12 protein-coding genes are annotated in these 13,740 nt (G+C 65.9%); 6 read left to right on the top strand and 6 right to left on the bottom strand.

Features of this window, described 5'->3' with window-relative positions:
* The first annotated feature begins 10 nt into the window (after positions 1 to 10).
* The 5 genes from AXYL_RS28710 to AXYL_RS28690 are packed head-to-tail and all read left to right on the top strand — an operon-like array spanning position 11 to position 5,224.
* Positions 11 to 991 carry a Bug family tripartite tricarboxylate transporter substrate binding protein gene (locus tag AXYL_RS28710; RefSeq protein ID WP_013396396.1) on the top strand — a complete coding sequence of 327 codons (981 nt, stop codon included), beginning with the start codon at positions 11 to 13 and terminating at the stop codon, positions 989 to 991.
* Complete coding sequence (locus AXYL_RS28705; protein WP_013396395.1) at positions 988 to 2,235, top strand: CaiB/BaiF CoA transferase family protein; 1,248 nt, start codon at positions 988 to 990, stop codon at positions 2,233 to 2,235. Before AXYL_RS28710 ends, AXYL_RS28705 begins: the two co-directional genes overlap by 4 nt.
* A complete protein-coding gene (locus AXYL_RS28700) occupies positions 2,232 to 3,395 on the top strand; it encodes an acyl-CoA dehydrogenase family protein (RefSeq protein ID WP_013396394.1) in 1,164 nt (387 codons plus the stop codon). The genes AXYL_RS28705 and AXYL_RS28700 overlap by 4 nt, the downstream gene beginning before the upstream one ends.
* 11 nt (positions 3,396 to 3,406) lie before the next feature.
* Positions 3,407 to 4,414, top strand: coding sequence for an acyl-CoA dehydrogenase family protein (locus AXYL_RS28695; protein WP_013396393.1), 1,008 nt, complete (start codon positions 3,407 to 3,409; stop codon positions 4,412 to 4,414).
* 24 nt (positions 4,415 to 4,438) lie between these two features.
* The gene (locus tag AXYL_RS28690; RefSeq protein WP_013396392.1) at positions 4,439 to 5,224 is read left to right on the top strand and encodes a crotonase/enoyl-CoA hydratase family protein; all 786 of its coding nucleotides are present in this window, start codon (positions 4,439 to 4,441) and stop codon (positions 5,222 to 5,224) included.
* A gap of 57 nt (positions 5,225 to 5,281) precedes the next feature.
* Here the strand turns inward: AXYL_RS28690 and AXYL_RS28685 are convergent, their stop codons facing one another.
* The 6 genes from AXYL_RS28685 to AXYL_RS28660 form a co-directional block, all read right to left on the bottom strand.
* On the bottom strand, positions 5,282 to 6,607 hold the full coding sequence (locus tag AXYL_RS28685) for a M20 metallopeptidase family protein (RefSeq protein WP_237709951.1): 1,326 nt from the start codon (positions 6,605 to 6,607) through the stop codon (positions 5,282 to 5,284).
* Between the two features lie 52 nt (positions 6,608 to 6,659).
* A complete protein-coding gene (locus tag AXYL_RS28680; RefSeq protein WP_013396390.1) occupies positions 6,660 to 7,862 on the bottom strand; it encodes an aromatic amino acid transaminase in 1,203 nt (400 codons plus the stop codon).
* Positions 7,863 to 7,906: 44 nt separating this feature from the next.
* Positions 7,907 to 8,818 (bottom strand): fumarylacetoacetate hydrolase family protein, encoded by a 912-nt coding sequence (locus tag AXYL_RS28675; protein WP_013396389.1) that lies wholly within the window; start codon positions 8,816 to 8,818, stop codon positions 7,907 to 7,909.
* Between the two features lie 40 nt (positions 8,819 to 8,858).
* Positions 8,859 to 9,845, bottom strand: coding sequence for a Bug family tripartite tricarboxylate transporter substrate binding protein (locus tag AXYL_RS28670; RefSeq protein ID WP_013396388.1), 987 nt, complete (start codon positions 9,843 to 9,845; stop codon positions 8,859 to 8,861).
* A 107-nt stretch (positions 9,846 to 9,952) separates the two neighbouring features.
* The gene (locus tag AXYL_RS28665; protein ID WP_237709950.1) at positions 9,953 to 11,506 is read right to left on the bottom strand and encodes a sensor domain-containing diguanylate cyclase; all 1,554 of its coding nucleotides are present in this window, start codon (positions 11,504 to 11,506) and stop codon (positions 9,953 to 9,955) included.
* 155 nt (positions 11,507 to 11,661) lie between these two features.
* Positions 11,662 to 12,576, bottom strand: a complete 915-nt coding sequence (locus tag AXYL_RS28660) for a LysR family transcriptional regulator (RefSeq protein WP_013396386.1) — start codon at positions 12,574 to 12,576, stop codon at positions 11,662 to 11,664.
* Positions 12,577 to 12,719: 143 nt separating this feature from the next.
* Here AXYL_RS28660 and AXYL_RS28655 point away from each other — a divergent pair, with 143 nt between their 5' ends.
* Positions 12,720 to 13,739 carry a Bug family tripartite tricarboxylate transporter substrate binding protein gene (locus AXYL_RS28655; protein WP_013396385.1) on the top strand — a complete coding sequence of 340 codons (1,020 nt, stop codon included), beginning with the start codon at positions 12,720 to 12,722 and terminating at the stop codon, positions 13,737 to 13,739.
* Position 13,740: the final 1 nt, after the last annotated feature.

The following is a 13,740-nucleotide window of genomic DNA, read 5'->3' as shown; positions in this document are numbered from 1 at the left end:
GGAGACTTCCATGCTGCACCGCAGACAAATGCTGACGGCCGTGTTGGCTGCCGCGTTGCTTGGCGCCGCCGGCCATCAGGCCGTAGCGCAGGCCGAAACCTTCCCCTCCCGTCCGATCAAGTTCGTCGTGCCGTTCGGCCCGGGCAGCGGCACCGATACCTCGGCCCGCTACTTCGCTCGTCAGCTGCAGGAACTGACCGGGCAGCCTGTGGTGGTGGAGAACAAACCGGGCGCCAATGGCTTCATCGCGGTGAAGAACGCGCTGTCGGCGCCGGCCGATGGGTACACGGTTTTCATCGGCAGCAATTCGACGCTGGCGGTCAATGCGGCGCTGTTCAAGGCGCTGCCCTATGACGCCGTCAAGGATTTCGCGCCGCTGACCATGATGATGCGCTCGCCCGCCATGCTGGCCGTCAGCCCTCAGGCGTCGTACAGCACATTGAAGGACCTGATCGCCTATGCCCAGGCCAATCCGGGCAAGGTGAATTTCGGAGCGGGGTCGGCGGGCTATCAGCTGATGGGCGAATTGTTGAACGACAGCGCCGGCCTGAAGACGGTCCATGTGCCGTTCAAGGGCGCAGGCGACGCCATCATGGCGGTGGCCGCGGGCACGGTGGACTACACCTTCGCCGAAGTCACCGCGGTGCAGGAGCTGGCCAAGGACGGCCGCGTGAAGGTGGTAGCGGTGGCGTCGGATCAGCGTGTCGGGACTTCGCCCGACGTGCCGACGGCGGCAGAGGCCGGCTTGCCTGGATTCGAGGCCTATACCTGGGTCGGCGCGATGGTCAGCGCCAAGACGCCAGCCGAGCAGACCGAGCGCCTGGCCGAGCTGTTCACCCGCATCTCCAAGATGCCCGAAACCCGCGCCTTCTATGAACGCCTGGGCGCCACGCCGATGACGGGCGGCCCCTCGCAGATGCGCGAATTCCAGCAGAAGGAGATCGCGCTCTGGCAGCGCATCGTCAAGAAGGCCAACGTTCCCCAACAATGAAGGAAGAGGCGGCCATGACGGCACCAGCCCTGCAGAATGTGAAAGTACTCGATCTGTCGCGCGTGCTGGCCGGCCCCTGGGCCGCCCAGACGCTGGGCGACCTGGGCGCCGAAGTGATCAAGGTGGAGCGGCCGGGGACGGGCGACGACACCCGCGCCTGGGGGCCGCCCTACGTGACCGATCCCGCCGGACAGCCCACCGGCGAATCCGCCTATTACATGTGCGCCAATCGCAACAAGCAGTCGGTCAGCATCGATTTCACCAAGCCCGAGGGGCAGGAACTGGTGCGGCGGCTGGCGCAGCAATGCGACGTGCTGATCGAGAACTTCAAGACCGGCGGACTTGCGCAGTACGGCCTGGACTATGCCGCGCTGAGCCAGCTGAATCCCAGGCTGGTGTATTGCTCGGTCACGGGCTTTGGCCAGGATGGTCCGTACGCGCACCGCGCCGGCTACGACTTTCTGATTCAAGGCATGGGCGGGCTGATGAGCATCACCGGCCATCCCGATGGCATGCCCGGCGGCGGGCCCATGAAAGTGGGCGTGGCGCTGACCGACATCTTGACGGGGCTATACGCCAGCACCGCCATACTGGCGGCGCTGCAGGCGCGTGAGCATACCGGGCGCGGCCAGCATATCGATCTGGCCCTGCTGGACGTGGGCGTTGCCTGCCTGGGCAACCAGGCCATGAACTACCTGTACGGCCAGCAGGCGCCGCGTCGCATGGGCAATGCGCATCCCAATACCCTGCCTTATCAGGATTTTCCGACGGCGGACGGGCACATGATCCTGGCCGTGGGTAACGATGGACAATTCGCGCGGCTGTGCGTCGCCATCGAACGGCCGCAGTGGGCCGAGGACGAGCGCTTTGCGCGCAATGCGGCGCGGATCGCGCATCGCGATGCGTTGATCGAAGGCTTGCGCGCCATCACCGTCACCCGCAGCACGCGCGATTGGATCGATCTGCTGGAACAGCATGGCGTGCCTTGCGGCCCCATCAATACCGTCGCGGACGTGTTCGAGGATCCGCAGGTCCAGGCGCGTGGCCTGAAGATGAGCATGCTGCACCCGCAGGCCGGCGAAGTGCCGCTGGTCGCCAGCCCCATCCGCCTGTCGGATACGCCGGTGAGCTACCGCCACGCGCCGCCGCAGCTGGGCCAGCATACCGATGCCGTCCTGGCCCGTTTTCTGGGCCTGAACGCAGACACCCTGCATACGCATCGAACCAATGGAGTCCTGGGATGAGCAGCCTGAATTCACTTGCGTTGCCGCTGACGCGCATTCCGCCCGAAGACGAGGCCTTGCGCCCCGCCGTCCGCGCTTTCCTCCAGGAGGCCGTGCGCGACATGCCGGCGCATATCCGGGCGCGTTCCTGGGGCGGCTACGACACCGCCTTCAGCCGCAGTGTCGGCGAACGCGGCTGGATCGGCCTGACCCTGCCGCGCGAGTACGGCGGCGGCGGACGCAGCGCCTTCGCGCGCTATGTGCTGGTGGAAGAGTTCCTCAACGCTGGCGCACCGGTCGGGTCGCACTGGATCGCGGACCGGCAAAGCGCGCCGCTCATTCTCAAGTACGGCACGGAAGCGCAGAAGCGCTTCCATGTTCCCCGCATCTGCCGCGGCGAGTCTTTCTTCTGCATAGGCATGAGCGAACCGAACTCCGGGTCGGACCTGGCCAGCGTGCGCACGCGCGCCATGCCGAACGACCGCGGCTGGCTGCTCAATGGGCAGAAGATCTGGACTACCAACGCCCATCACTGCCAGTACATGATCGCCCTGGTGCGCACCTCGGGCGGGCCGGAGGACCGGCACAAGGGCCTGTCCCAAGTCATCGTCGACCTGTCCCTACCCGGCGTGACGGTTCGGCCTATCGAGGACCTGTCGGGCGACAGCCACTTTTGCGAAGTGTTCTTCGATAACGTGCAGCTGGGCGCCGATGCGCTGGTGGGCGCCGAAGGGCAGGGCTGGGAGCAGGTGACGGCCGAACTGGCGTTCGAGCGTAGCGGTCCGGAACGGCTGTACTCCAGCATCGTGCTGTTCGATCAATGGCTGGACTATGCGCGCCTGCCGGCCAATCGCACGCCCTCGGCCCAGCGGCTGGCCGGCAAGGTGCTGGGCCAACTGACGCCGCTGCGGGCCATGTCGGTATCGGTGCAGGAGAAACTGACGCGCGGCGCCAGCCCCATCGTGGAGGCGGCGCTGGTCAAGGAACTGGGTACCACGCTGGAGCAGATGATCCCGGCCTGGATCGCGGAAGACCTGTACTCGCGCGAGGCGGAGGACATACCGGTGGAATTGCTGATGACGCTGAAGTACGTGACGGAGGCCTCACCCTCGTTCTCCTTGCGGGGCGGCACCCGCGAGATCCTGCGCGGCATGATCGCGCGCGGCCTGGGCCTGCGTTGAAGGAGCATGACATGAGCGATAACGATCTGTACGCCGATGCTGCGCGCCAGGTGTTGGCGGACCATTGCACGCCGCAGGCGGTGCGCGATATCGAGGCGGGCGGCGAGTCCGCCCGCCGGCTCTGGCAGCAGTTGGAGGCCGCCGGCCTGGCCGATGCACTGCTCGGTGAAGACGACGGCGGCTCCGGGCTGAACCTGGAACAGGTGTTCGGCGTGCTGGAGCAATGCGGCGCGCACGCGCTGCCCTTGCTGCTGGGTGAAACCATGATCGCACGAGCGCTGCTGCCTGCCACGCAGCGGCCGGCAGGCAGCATCGGCCTGGCGAGCGGGCGGCAACAGGCTGACGGCGCGTGGCAGTGTGCGCTGGTGCGTGGCGCCCGGGTGGCAGACAGTGTCTTGGTGCAGGCTGATGGCGCCTGGCGCCTGCTCGACACCGGGCAGGCGCGCCGGGAGCCGCACGCGCTCGCGCTGGACGCCGCCATGCGCTGGGAGCCGGCCCAGGTCGCGACCGCGCCGCTGGTGGCGATCGACGCAGCCATCGACGTCCGGACCTTGCAGGCCTGCGTGGTCGCGCCGCAGATGGCCGGCGCGCTGGGCAGCGTGCTGGAACGGACCTTGCAGTACGCCAATGAGCGCCAGCAGTTCGGCCGACCCATCGGCAAGTTCCAGGCGATCCAGCATCAGCTGGCCGTCATGAGCGAGCATGTCTGCGCTGCGCGCATGGCGGCGCAGTTGGGTTGCCATGCCGAGGGCGTGGCGCCTGACCGGCTGCGGGTAGCGGTCGCCAAGGCGCGTTGCAGCGAGGCGGCGCTGGTGGTGGCCGAGCTGGCGCATGCGGTGCATGGCGCGATAGGCTTTACGGAAGAATACGATTTGCAGCTCTACACGCGCCGCCTGCATGCCTGGCGTCAGACGGCCGGCAGCGAAGCGTACTGGCAGGACGTGGCCGGAGAGGCGCTGTTCGCGCACGCAGGGCCGACCCTGGACCTGGTGCGTGCGATTACCGATGTTTCGGCATAAGCCCGGTTTACAGGAGATTCTGGCATGGCCTTTTTGCAGATAGAACGCGACGGCGGCATCGTCGTCGCCACCATGAACCAGCCGGAAACACGCAATGCGCTGACCGGCAACACCGCCATCGAAGAGATCGTGCAACTGTGCGCCGACATACGGCAGGACGCGGGCGTGAAGGTACTGATCCTGACGGCGGCCGGACCTATCTTCAGTTCGGGCGGCAACGTCAAGGACATGCGCCGCTTCTTCGACGACGCGCTGACGCCCGAGCGGATCTGCGAAGAATATCGCCAAGGCATCCAGCGAATTCCGCTGGCGCTGCACGGCCTGGACGTACCCGTGATCTGCGCCGTCAACGGTCCGGCCATCGGCGCGGGCCTGGATATCGCCTGCATGTGCGACATCCGCATCGCCGCCGATACGGCCACCTTCGCCGAGAGCTTCGTGCGCGTCGGCATCGTGCCGGGTGATGGCGGCGCGTGGCTGCTGCCGCGGGCGGTGGGCATGGCCAAGGCCAGCGAAATGGCCTACACCGGGGAGGCCATCAGCGCGCAGGATGCGCTGGCTTGCGGCCTGGTCAGCAGGGTGGTGCCGGCGGCGGAGCTGCTGCCGGCCGCCAGGACGCTTGCCGCGAAGATTGCGGCCAATCCGGGCGGCGTCATGCGCATGACCAAGCGCCTGCTGCGCGAGGGCCAGCAGAGCAGCCTGGCCTCCTTGCTGGAACTGTCCGCCAGTTATCAGGCCCTGGCCCACAAGACCGCCGAACACCGCGAGGCAGTCACCGCCTTCATTGAGAAGCGCGCGCCGCGGTTTTGAGTGGCGGCACGGTCATTGGCGTGACGTGTCGGCAGTCCAGGGCTTGGGGCGTCCTTCCTACTGCCTGTCCATATACGTCAGCGCGGAAGCCACCAACGCCCGCACGCCAACGCGCAGCGCGCTTTCATCAATGGCGAATTCCGGTGAATGGTTGGGCGCGCCGCCCTTGTCGCCATAAGGCGAGGCATTGATGAACCAGAAGACCGAAGGCACTTTGCCGCTGACGCCATAGGCGCCGAAGTCCTCGCTGCCGGTCGATGGCGCCGGCATTTCGACGGCCTTGCCGGCTCCGGCTGCCGCCTGCCATGCTGGTATCAGGCTGCGAGTCAGCGCTTTGTCGTTGTCGACGACCTCGTAGCCCGTGTATATGTCGACCTTGGATTTCAGGCCATAGGCTTGCGCAATATGCTCGGTCCGCGTGCGGATGGCCTCGTGCACGATGCCTTGGTTCCGCGATGACAGGGAGCGCACGGTGCCTGCCAGTTCAGCGTTCTCTGGCAGGATGTTCGGGCGCCGCCCGCTTTGCAGCATGCCGATGGACAGCACGGTGACGCCGTCCGATTGATCCACCTTGCTGCTGGTGATGCCTTGCAGCGCCAGGGTCAGTTCGGCTGCCGGCACAAGCGCCGGATTGGCGGTCCATGGCCTGCCGCCGTGACCACCCTTGCCATGCAGCGAGATTTCGAAGCGGTCGCCGCTGGCCATGGTGGGTCCGGCCCGGTAGGCGATGGTGCCAGAGGGAGCGCCAGCGCCTATGTGCTGGCCGAAGACCACATCCACTTTGGGATTCTCCAGCACGCCTTGCGCAATCATGGCCCGGGCACCACTGGGCTCCTTGTCGGGCCCCCATTCCTCGGCCGGCTGGAACAGGAAGACGATGGTGCCGGGCAGTTCCTCGCGCATGGCCGACAAGGCGCGGGCCGCGCCCAGCAACATCGCCACGTGAGTGTCATGGCCGCAGGCATGGGACACGGACACCTGCTCCCCGCGCCAGGTGGCCTTGGCTTGGGAGCGGAACGGCAGGTCATTGCGTTCCTCGACGGGCAGGGCGTCCATGTCGGCGCGCAGCGCCACCACGGGCCCCGGCTTGCCGCCCTTGAGCACGGCCTTTATTCCTGTGCGCGCTATCCCGGTCTCGATGGTGATGCCCGGCATGGCGCGCAAGGCGTCGGCGATGTATTTCGCCGTTTCGGTCTCCTGATACGACAGTTCCGGATGCTGGTGGATGTGGCGCCGCCATGCGATCACGTCAGGCTCGGTCTGGTCGGCCCGTTGCAGGCCGTTCTGCAGCAGGTCGGCGCCGGAGGCGGCGACGGGCGAGGCCAGGACCATGCCTAGCGTCATTCCGAAACTTGCGGCGAGAAGCCGGGAGGGTGCGGTCATGCCTTGCTCCAATCGAATGGTCGCCTCGGGCCCCGGGCGATGGGAAGAATGCTCAGCTTCGCGCGCAGGCCGCGATGGCGCGTGCGACGTGATCGATATTGCCGTCGGTCAGGCCGGCAACGCAGAGCCTGCCGGACTTCAGCAGGTACACGGCATGCTCGCGGCGCAGCGATTCCACCTGCTGAGGACTGAGCCGCATGTAGCTGAATAGGCCGTGCTGTCGCTCGATATAGTGCCAGGCATCGGGTTCGCCAGTCAGTTGCGCCAGCGCGTTGGACAAACGAGCGCGCAGACCCACAAGCCGCACGCGCATCTGCTCAAGTTCTTCGGCCCAGAGTTGCCGCAGCGCGGGATCATTCAGGACGGAAGCAACCAGCGCGGCGCCAAAAGTGGGAGGCGTTGAGTAATTGCTGCGTATCAGCAGCTTGAGCTGGCCCAGCGCGCGGTCCGCGGCGGCCGCGTCGTGGCACACGACGTTCAGGGCGCCGCAGCGTTCGCCGTACAGGGAGAAATTCTTGGAGAAAGAGCTGGCGACCAAACACTCCACGCCGGCGCGCGCCATCGCCCGGATGGGCTCGGCGTCCGCGTCCAGGCCGAGTCCGAATCCTTGATAGGCCAGGTCGAAGAACGGAATCAGGCCCTGGCGCGCAAACAGTTCGGTCAGCGCCTGCCACTGGTCTGGAGACAGGTCCACGCCCGTGGGGTTGTGGCAGCTGGCGTGCAGCACGACGATGGAGCCGGCAGGCAGGGCTTGCAACGCGTCATGCATCTGCGCGAAGCGGACAGTGGCGGTCGCGGCGTCGTAGTAGGGGTACTCATGCACCGTGAAGCCCGCCTGGCGAAAGATCTGGTCGTGGTTCTCCCAGGTCGGATCGCTGACCCAGACCGCTGCTTCGGGGCAGGTACGACGCAGCAGGTCGGCGCCGAGCCTCAAGGCGCCAGTGCCGCCCACACTTTGCGCCGTCACCACGCGCGCCGGCGCCGGGCCATCGGCGCCGAGAACCAGCGATCTGGTGGCGTCGCGGTATGACGCCGAACCGGGAATGGGCAGGTAGGGATGCGGCTTGCCCGCCTGGATGAGCGCTGCACGCGCCTGGCGAACGGCGCGCATGACGGGGATGCTGCCGTCCGCGTCAAAGTAGGTGCCGATGCTGAGACTGACCTTATGGGGCGCGGGGTCGTTCTGGAAGGCTTCAACCAGGGCGAAGATCGTGTCGCCGGCCGCAGCGGGCAGGGGAGAGAATAGAGACTGCATGGAACTGCCTCATGAGGAAGATGCGGCCGTGGCCGGCCAGGATTTCAGCGCGATGCCTGAATCTGCACCGCCAGGGTGCCGATGCCCTCGATCGTGGCGCTGATTTCGTCGCCGATCTTCAGGAAAGTGCCTTGTGGCGCGCCCACGCCGGCGGGGGTGCCGGTCAGCACTAGATCGCCGGGCTCCAGCGTCATGATGCGGCTCAGGGTCACCAGCTGTTCGCGTATGTCGAAGACCATGCCGCTGCTGCGGGCGTCTTGCTTGAGCTGGCCATTGACGCTGAGCTTCATGCCCAGGTCCATGGGGTCGGGGATGAAGGTTGCGGGCACCAGCCTGGGGCCGAGCGGACAGCTGGTGTCATGCGCCTTGCCTGCCACCCAATCCAGCTTGTAGAAGGTGTCGGGCGCCTTATTGAGGTCACGCGCCGACATGTCGACGGCTACCGTGTACGCCGCCACATGGTGGAGCGCGTCTTCCAGGCTCACGTTCCTGGCTGTCTTGCCTATCACCAGCGCCAGCTCGATTTCCCAGTCCAGGCGTTGGCAGTCGATGGGCATGTGTACCGTCGCGCCTTCGCCGACCACGGCCTGGCGGGGCGGCTTGAAGAAGAAAAAAAGGCGCTGCGCGGATTTGTCCGCGGCATTCGGCACATTCATTTCCGCCAGGTGATCATGGTAGTTGGCCCCGGCGCAGAGCACTTTGCCGGGATACTGCAGCGGCGCCAGGTGGCGGACCGGCCCGGCGACTTCGTGGCCCGCCAGCGCGGTGCGGCGCGCGGCCGCCAGTTCCAGCAGCGCCAGCGAACGCGGCCAGTCCTCGAAGAGGTCCCGCACGGATGCATCCAGCGCCGGCAGGTCCAGTACCCGCGCGCAAGCGGCCAGCGGATAGTGGCTGCCATCGATCTCCAGGCAGGCGACGGGGCGGGAGGCGACGTCGAGAGTGGTCAATGCAAACATGGGTATTGATCCGGTGATAAGGGAGAGAGGGAGGCGGCGCTCAGTCGATCACGAAGCCTGACTGAGCCACCGTATCGCGCCATTGATCGAGTTGTTCGCGCGCCAGCGCATCGACCGCTTCCGGCGTGCCGCCGGCCGGCCGCATGCCCAGTTCGGCGACGCGCCTGGCCACGTCGGGCAGGGCGAGGATTTCGTTCACGGCCGTGTTCAGTTTGTGGATGACCGGCTCCGGCGTGCCGGCCGGCGCATACAGCCCCGCCCAGCCCGAGGTCTCCAGCTCGCCCAGCCCCAGCTCGCGCATGGTCGGGGTTTGCGGCAGCGCCGGTTCGCGCTGCGCGCTGAAAGTCGCCAGGACGCGCAGCTTGCCCGCCTGTGCCAACGGGACCACTTCGCCCGCGTCCATCACAATGGCATTGATATGGCCGCCCAGCAGCGCTGTGACGGCGTCCTTGCCGCCCTTGAAGGCGATGTGCTCAAGCGGCGTGTCCAGACGCTTGGCCAGCGATACGCCCAGGAAATGCTGCAGGCTGCCGGTGCCGGATGTGCCGTAGAACGTCTTGCCCGGATTCTGTCTGGTCCAGGTTTGGAATTCCTGGAACGAGGTGATGGGACTGTCCGCCGCGACGGCGAGCACGATGTCCCAGCTCACCAGCTGTGTGACAGGCTTGAGGTCGGTGAAGGGGTCGTAGCTGAGCTGGCGGAACAGGTGCGGGTAGAGGAAGATGGCCACGCCCGGCGCGACCAGCAGATTGTTGCCATCGGGCGCCGCGCTCTTTACCGCCTGGATGGCGATGCGCGTCTGCGCGCCGGGGCGGTTCTCCACCACCACTGGCCGCTCCAGATGGCTGGGAAGCTTCTCCGCCACGATCCTGGCGATGGTGTCGAACGATCCGCCGGCGGGCAGGCCGACAACGAGCTTGGCGGGCTGCTGCTGCGCATGGCCTGAAGCCGCCATGAACAGGCCGGCCAGCGCCAGGTACTTGAGTCGGGTGATAAAGGAGGTCCCACCAGGCATGGCTGTCTTCATCTTGTCTCCACGGTCTTTTTATTTGAGTTGACCCTGGCCAGGATTGTAGATGCCTGGTGAAAACCGTCTGATGAAGATTCGTCATCGGGTGAAAACCGATAGGAATTTTAATTCCGCGTATCTTCGGGACTGGCTTCCACGGCCGACCATGCTTCCACCCGATCGCGCCCCGAATGCTTCGCTCGGTACAAAGCCTGATCGGCCTTGGCTAGGACTTTGTCGATGTCGGGATCATCGGACGGCCATAGCGCGATGCCGATGGAGACCGTGACTTGTCCCACTCCTTGCGGCATGACCTGGCTTGCCGTCGCCGCCCGGATGCGTTCGGCCACCTTCCCCGCGGTGTCGCGCGAGGCGTCCGGCATCAGGATCAGGAACTCTTCGCCGCCGACGCGGCACGGCGCGTCCTCCGCCCGGATGCAGGTCCTGAGGATGCCGGCCAGCGCGATCAGCACCTGATCGCCGGCCGCGTGCCCGAAGGTGTCGTTCACAAGTTTGAAGTGGTCCAGGTCCAGCGCGAGCGCGGCGAAAGGCTGTTGAGCCCGCTGTAGCGCGGTGACTTGCAGCGCCAGGCCCCTTCGATTGATGAGGCCGGTCATCGGGTCGGTGATGGTGTCGGAACTCAGCTTGTCGATGCGCCTGGTCTGCGAATTCTGGCTCATGGTTACCGCGTTTCTGAGCCGTGCCGCCTCGTAGTACCAGCTCTTGATCTTGCCGAGGTCGCCAGCCGAGGCGCCGGGCTGGTCCCGTTCGATGACCTGCGCCAGTTCTTCCAGGGGCCTGGAGATCCAGCGGCCCAACAGGTAGATGACCAGGAGCATGATCAGCCCCACCGGCAGGGCGTAGAGCACGATCCTGCTGGTCAGGCTCTGCAGCGGGCGCAGCGTTTCGTCCAGCGGGCGTTGCGCCACCACGCCCCAGCCGCCATGCTTGAGCGCGGCGTATCCGGCCAGCAGGTGCGTGCCGCGGGTGTTGACCACGGGCATCGCCCCGGTCTCGCCCCGCAGCACCGCCTCGACCGCCGCGTTGCTCCTTTCGCTGGTGCCGATGCGTTCCTTGTCCTTGTGATAGATGATGTTCCCGTCGCCATCGATGACATACAGGTAGGAGCCGTCGCGGTAGAAATGATCGCCCACCAGCTTGTCGAATTCATTTCCTTGCCGCAGGGGCAGGGCGGTGATGATGGCGCCGGCATAAGCGCCCTTGGCATCCAGGTAGGGCTCTGAAAAAGCCAAAATCAGATGACCCGCCATGCCCACATAGGGCGTCGATATCTGTCCCGCCAATCTTTGTGGGCCAGTGATCGGTTGCTGCCGAACCAGCGTCTTGCCTTCAAAGCCCGGATTTTCTGGAACGGTGGCCAGGACGGTGCCGTTCCTGTCGGTAATGGCGGCAGTCATGGCCCCGTCTGTCTGGTGGACGAGGCGCGCGAGTTCGTCCTCCAGGGCGGATTTGGATCCAACCAGGCCAGGCGCGCGTTCGGCGGAGAGGACCAGCTGCCGCTGTATGGATTCGATGTATAGGTCGGTGACCTCGGCCAGCTTGACCGCGTAGGCCCGGTTGGCCTCCAGGGTAGTGGCGATGAGCTGTTCGCGCTGGACCAGGTAGGCCGCGTACAGCGTGTTGGCGAAGGCAATGATTCCGCTGGCGAGCGCCAGCACGGTGACCAGCCGGCGCAACTTCAGTCTGGGCATCGCTGCAGGGATCAATGCGGAGCTCCTTCAATAATTCTCTGACCATTGAATCGGGGCCTGCTGCGCCCGGCCATGCCTGCGCGCGCGTAGAGCATTCAGTTTTGCGGCTAGCCTGCGGCAAGTCAAGAATCGCGTCGATGCTGGCTTGCGGATAGCGCCTCGATCAGGTGCTGTATGAATGCGCCCGTCGCCTCGGGCAGTCGGGCATGGCCGGCAGTCTGCACCTGCAGCGTGCGTTCGGCGAACATGGCTTGCTGCAACGCCACGGCTACCAGCGCACCACTGCGCAGGGGCTCGGCGAGCGTGATTTCGCCAGCCAGCGTGACAGCATGGCCGGCTTCGACGATGGCGCGGATGACCGATGACGAGTTGCTGGAATAGGCGACATCGAAGGGCGGCCCGTCGCTTCCGGCTGCTGAATTGTCGAACAGCAGGCGCACGGTGGTGCCGGAGTCCGTCAGCGCGATCGGGTAGCGGCGCAGGTCGTCCAGCGACACGCTGGCGCGCCTGGCCAGCGGATGGCTTGGGACCATGATGGCGCGCACGGGCGAGACGATTTCGTAGCGCACTGCGATGCCGCTGCCGGCATTCAGGCTGAAGGCCAGGCCCAGATCGATGCTGCCGTCGCGCAGGCGTTGCGTCACCACGCCGGGCGACGCAATGTGCACCTGGAACGCGACCTCGGGGTGCAGGGCGCGGTAGGCGCCCAGGATGGGCGGTAGCACGTTGCGCGCCACGGCCTCGTTGGACCCTATGCGGATGGTGGTCAGTTCAGCGCGACGCAGGCTGCGGATATCGCGCAGCACGTGTTCGGCATCCATGGCGACACGGCGCACATAGTCGGCCAGCATTTCACCGGCCCGGGTCAGTTCCATGCCGTGCGGGCGGCGCTCGAACAGGGCAGCGCCACAGTCGTCCTCCAGTTTGGCGACTTGCCGGCTGATTGCCGAGGGCGCTACGTGCAAGGTTGCGGCGGCGTCCTTGATGCTGCCTGCGCGTACGACTTCGAGGAAATAGCGGTGCGCGGCACTCAGCATATGATGATTCTCAAAATAGCAATTGGCATGCTAATTATTGATATTGATTGCCTCAAAAGCAATTCATAGAATGGGCCGACCAGGGCCGTCAGGACGCAAGGGCAACAGACCCGGCCGGCGGCTCTTCAACCAAGGGGAATCGCATGGTTAATGTTGTTTGCAAATCGGGCCGCGCCGTCACGCGCCTGCAAGGACTGGGCTTTTTGAAAGGTACCTTTGCCGCGCTTGCGCTGTCGGCGGCGGCGGGAGCGGGGGCGGCGGATTTCCCGCAGCGCTCGCTCCAACTGATCCTGTCATTCCCGCCCGGCGGCGCCACCGACGTTCTGGCGCGCGAGCTAAGCCAGAAGCTGGGAGACACACTGGGCCAGTCCGTGGTGGTGTTGAACCGGCCCGGTGCGGGCGGTTTGATCGGCATGCAGGCAGCCGCGCGTTCCGAGGCCGACGGCTACACGCTGTATATCTCGTCGGTGATGTCCAATTCCATCTACGAGGCCCTCAACGGCAAGCAGCAGGTGTCGCTGGACGGTGATTTCGAGGCGGTGGGCGCGATAGCGAGCGCCCCGCACATCCTGGTCACGCCGGCGACGCTGGGCATCAAGGACTATGCCAGCCTGGTGGCCTATCTGAAGGCGGCGCCGGGCAAGTACAACTACGCGTCGATGGGCGCGGGCACGCTGTCGAACCTGGAGGGCGAGATCTTCAAGGAGCAGGCGGGCGTGGATGCCTTGCAGATCCCGTACAAGGGCAGCAGCCAGGCCTTGCCCGAGGTGATTTCGGGCGCGTCGGTCTTCATGTTCGACAGCGTGACCAGCTCGCTGCCGCACAAGCAGGGTGGCCGCATCGACGTGTTGGGCGTGGCTTCCGCCAAGCGCCTGCCCGTCATGCCCGACGTGCCCACGCTCAAGGAGCTGGGCGTGCAGGGCCTGGAGGCCGAGAACCTGTTCGCGCTGATGGCGCCCAAGGGGACCTCCAAGGACAGGCTGGAAATCGTGGCTGGCGCGCTGGCCAAGGCGCAGGCCGATGCCGGATTCCGCAAGGCCATCGAGGCCCAGGGCTTTCAGATCAGCGAGATCCCGGCCCAGACCCTGCCGCGGTTCATCCTGGACCAGCAGGCATTCTGGCGCGACAAGGTCAAGGCCTTGAACATCACCGCAGGCAAATGAT

The sequence above is a fragment of the Achromobacter xylosoxidans A8 genome, assembly GCF_000165835.1.
GTDB classification, from domain to species: domain Bacteria; phylum Pseudomonadota; class Gammaproteobacteria; order Burkholderiales; family Burkholderiaceae_B; genus Achromobacter; species Achromobacter xylosoxidans_B.
The sequence above is the reverse complement of the archived record's forward strand: the minus strand, read 5'-3'. Positions and strand labels throughout refer to the sequence as shown.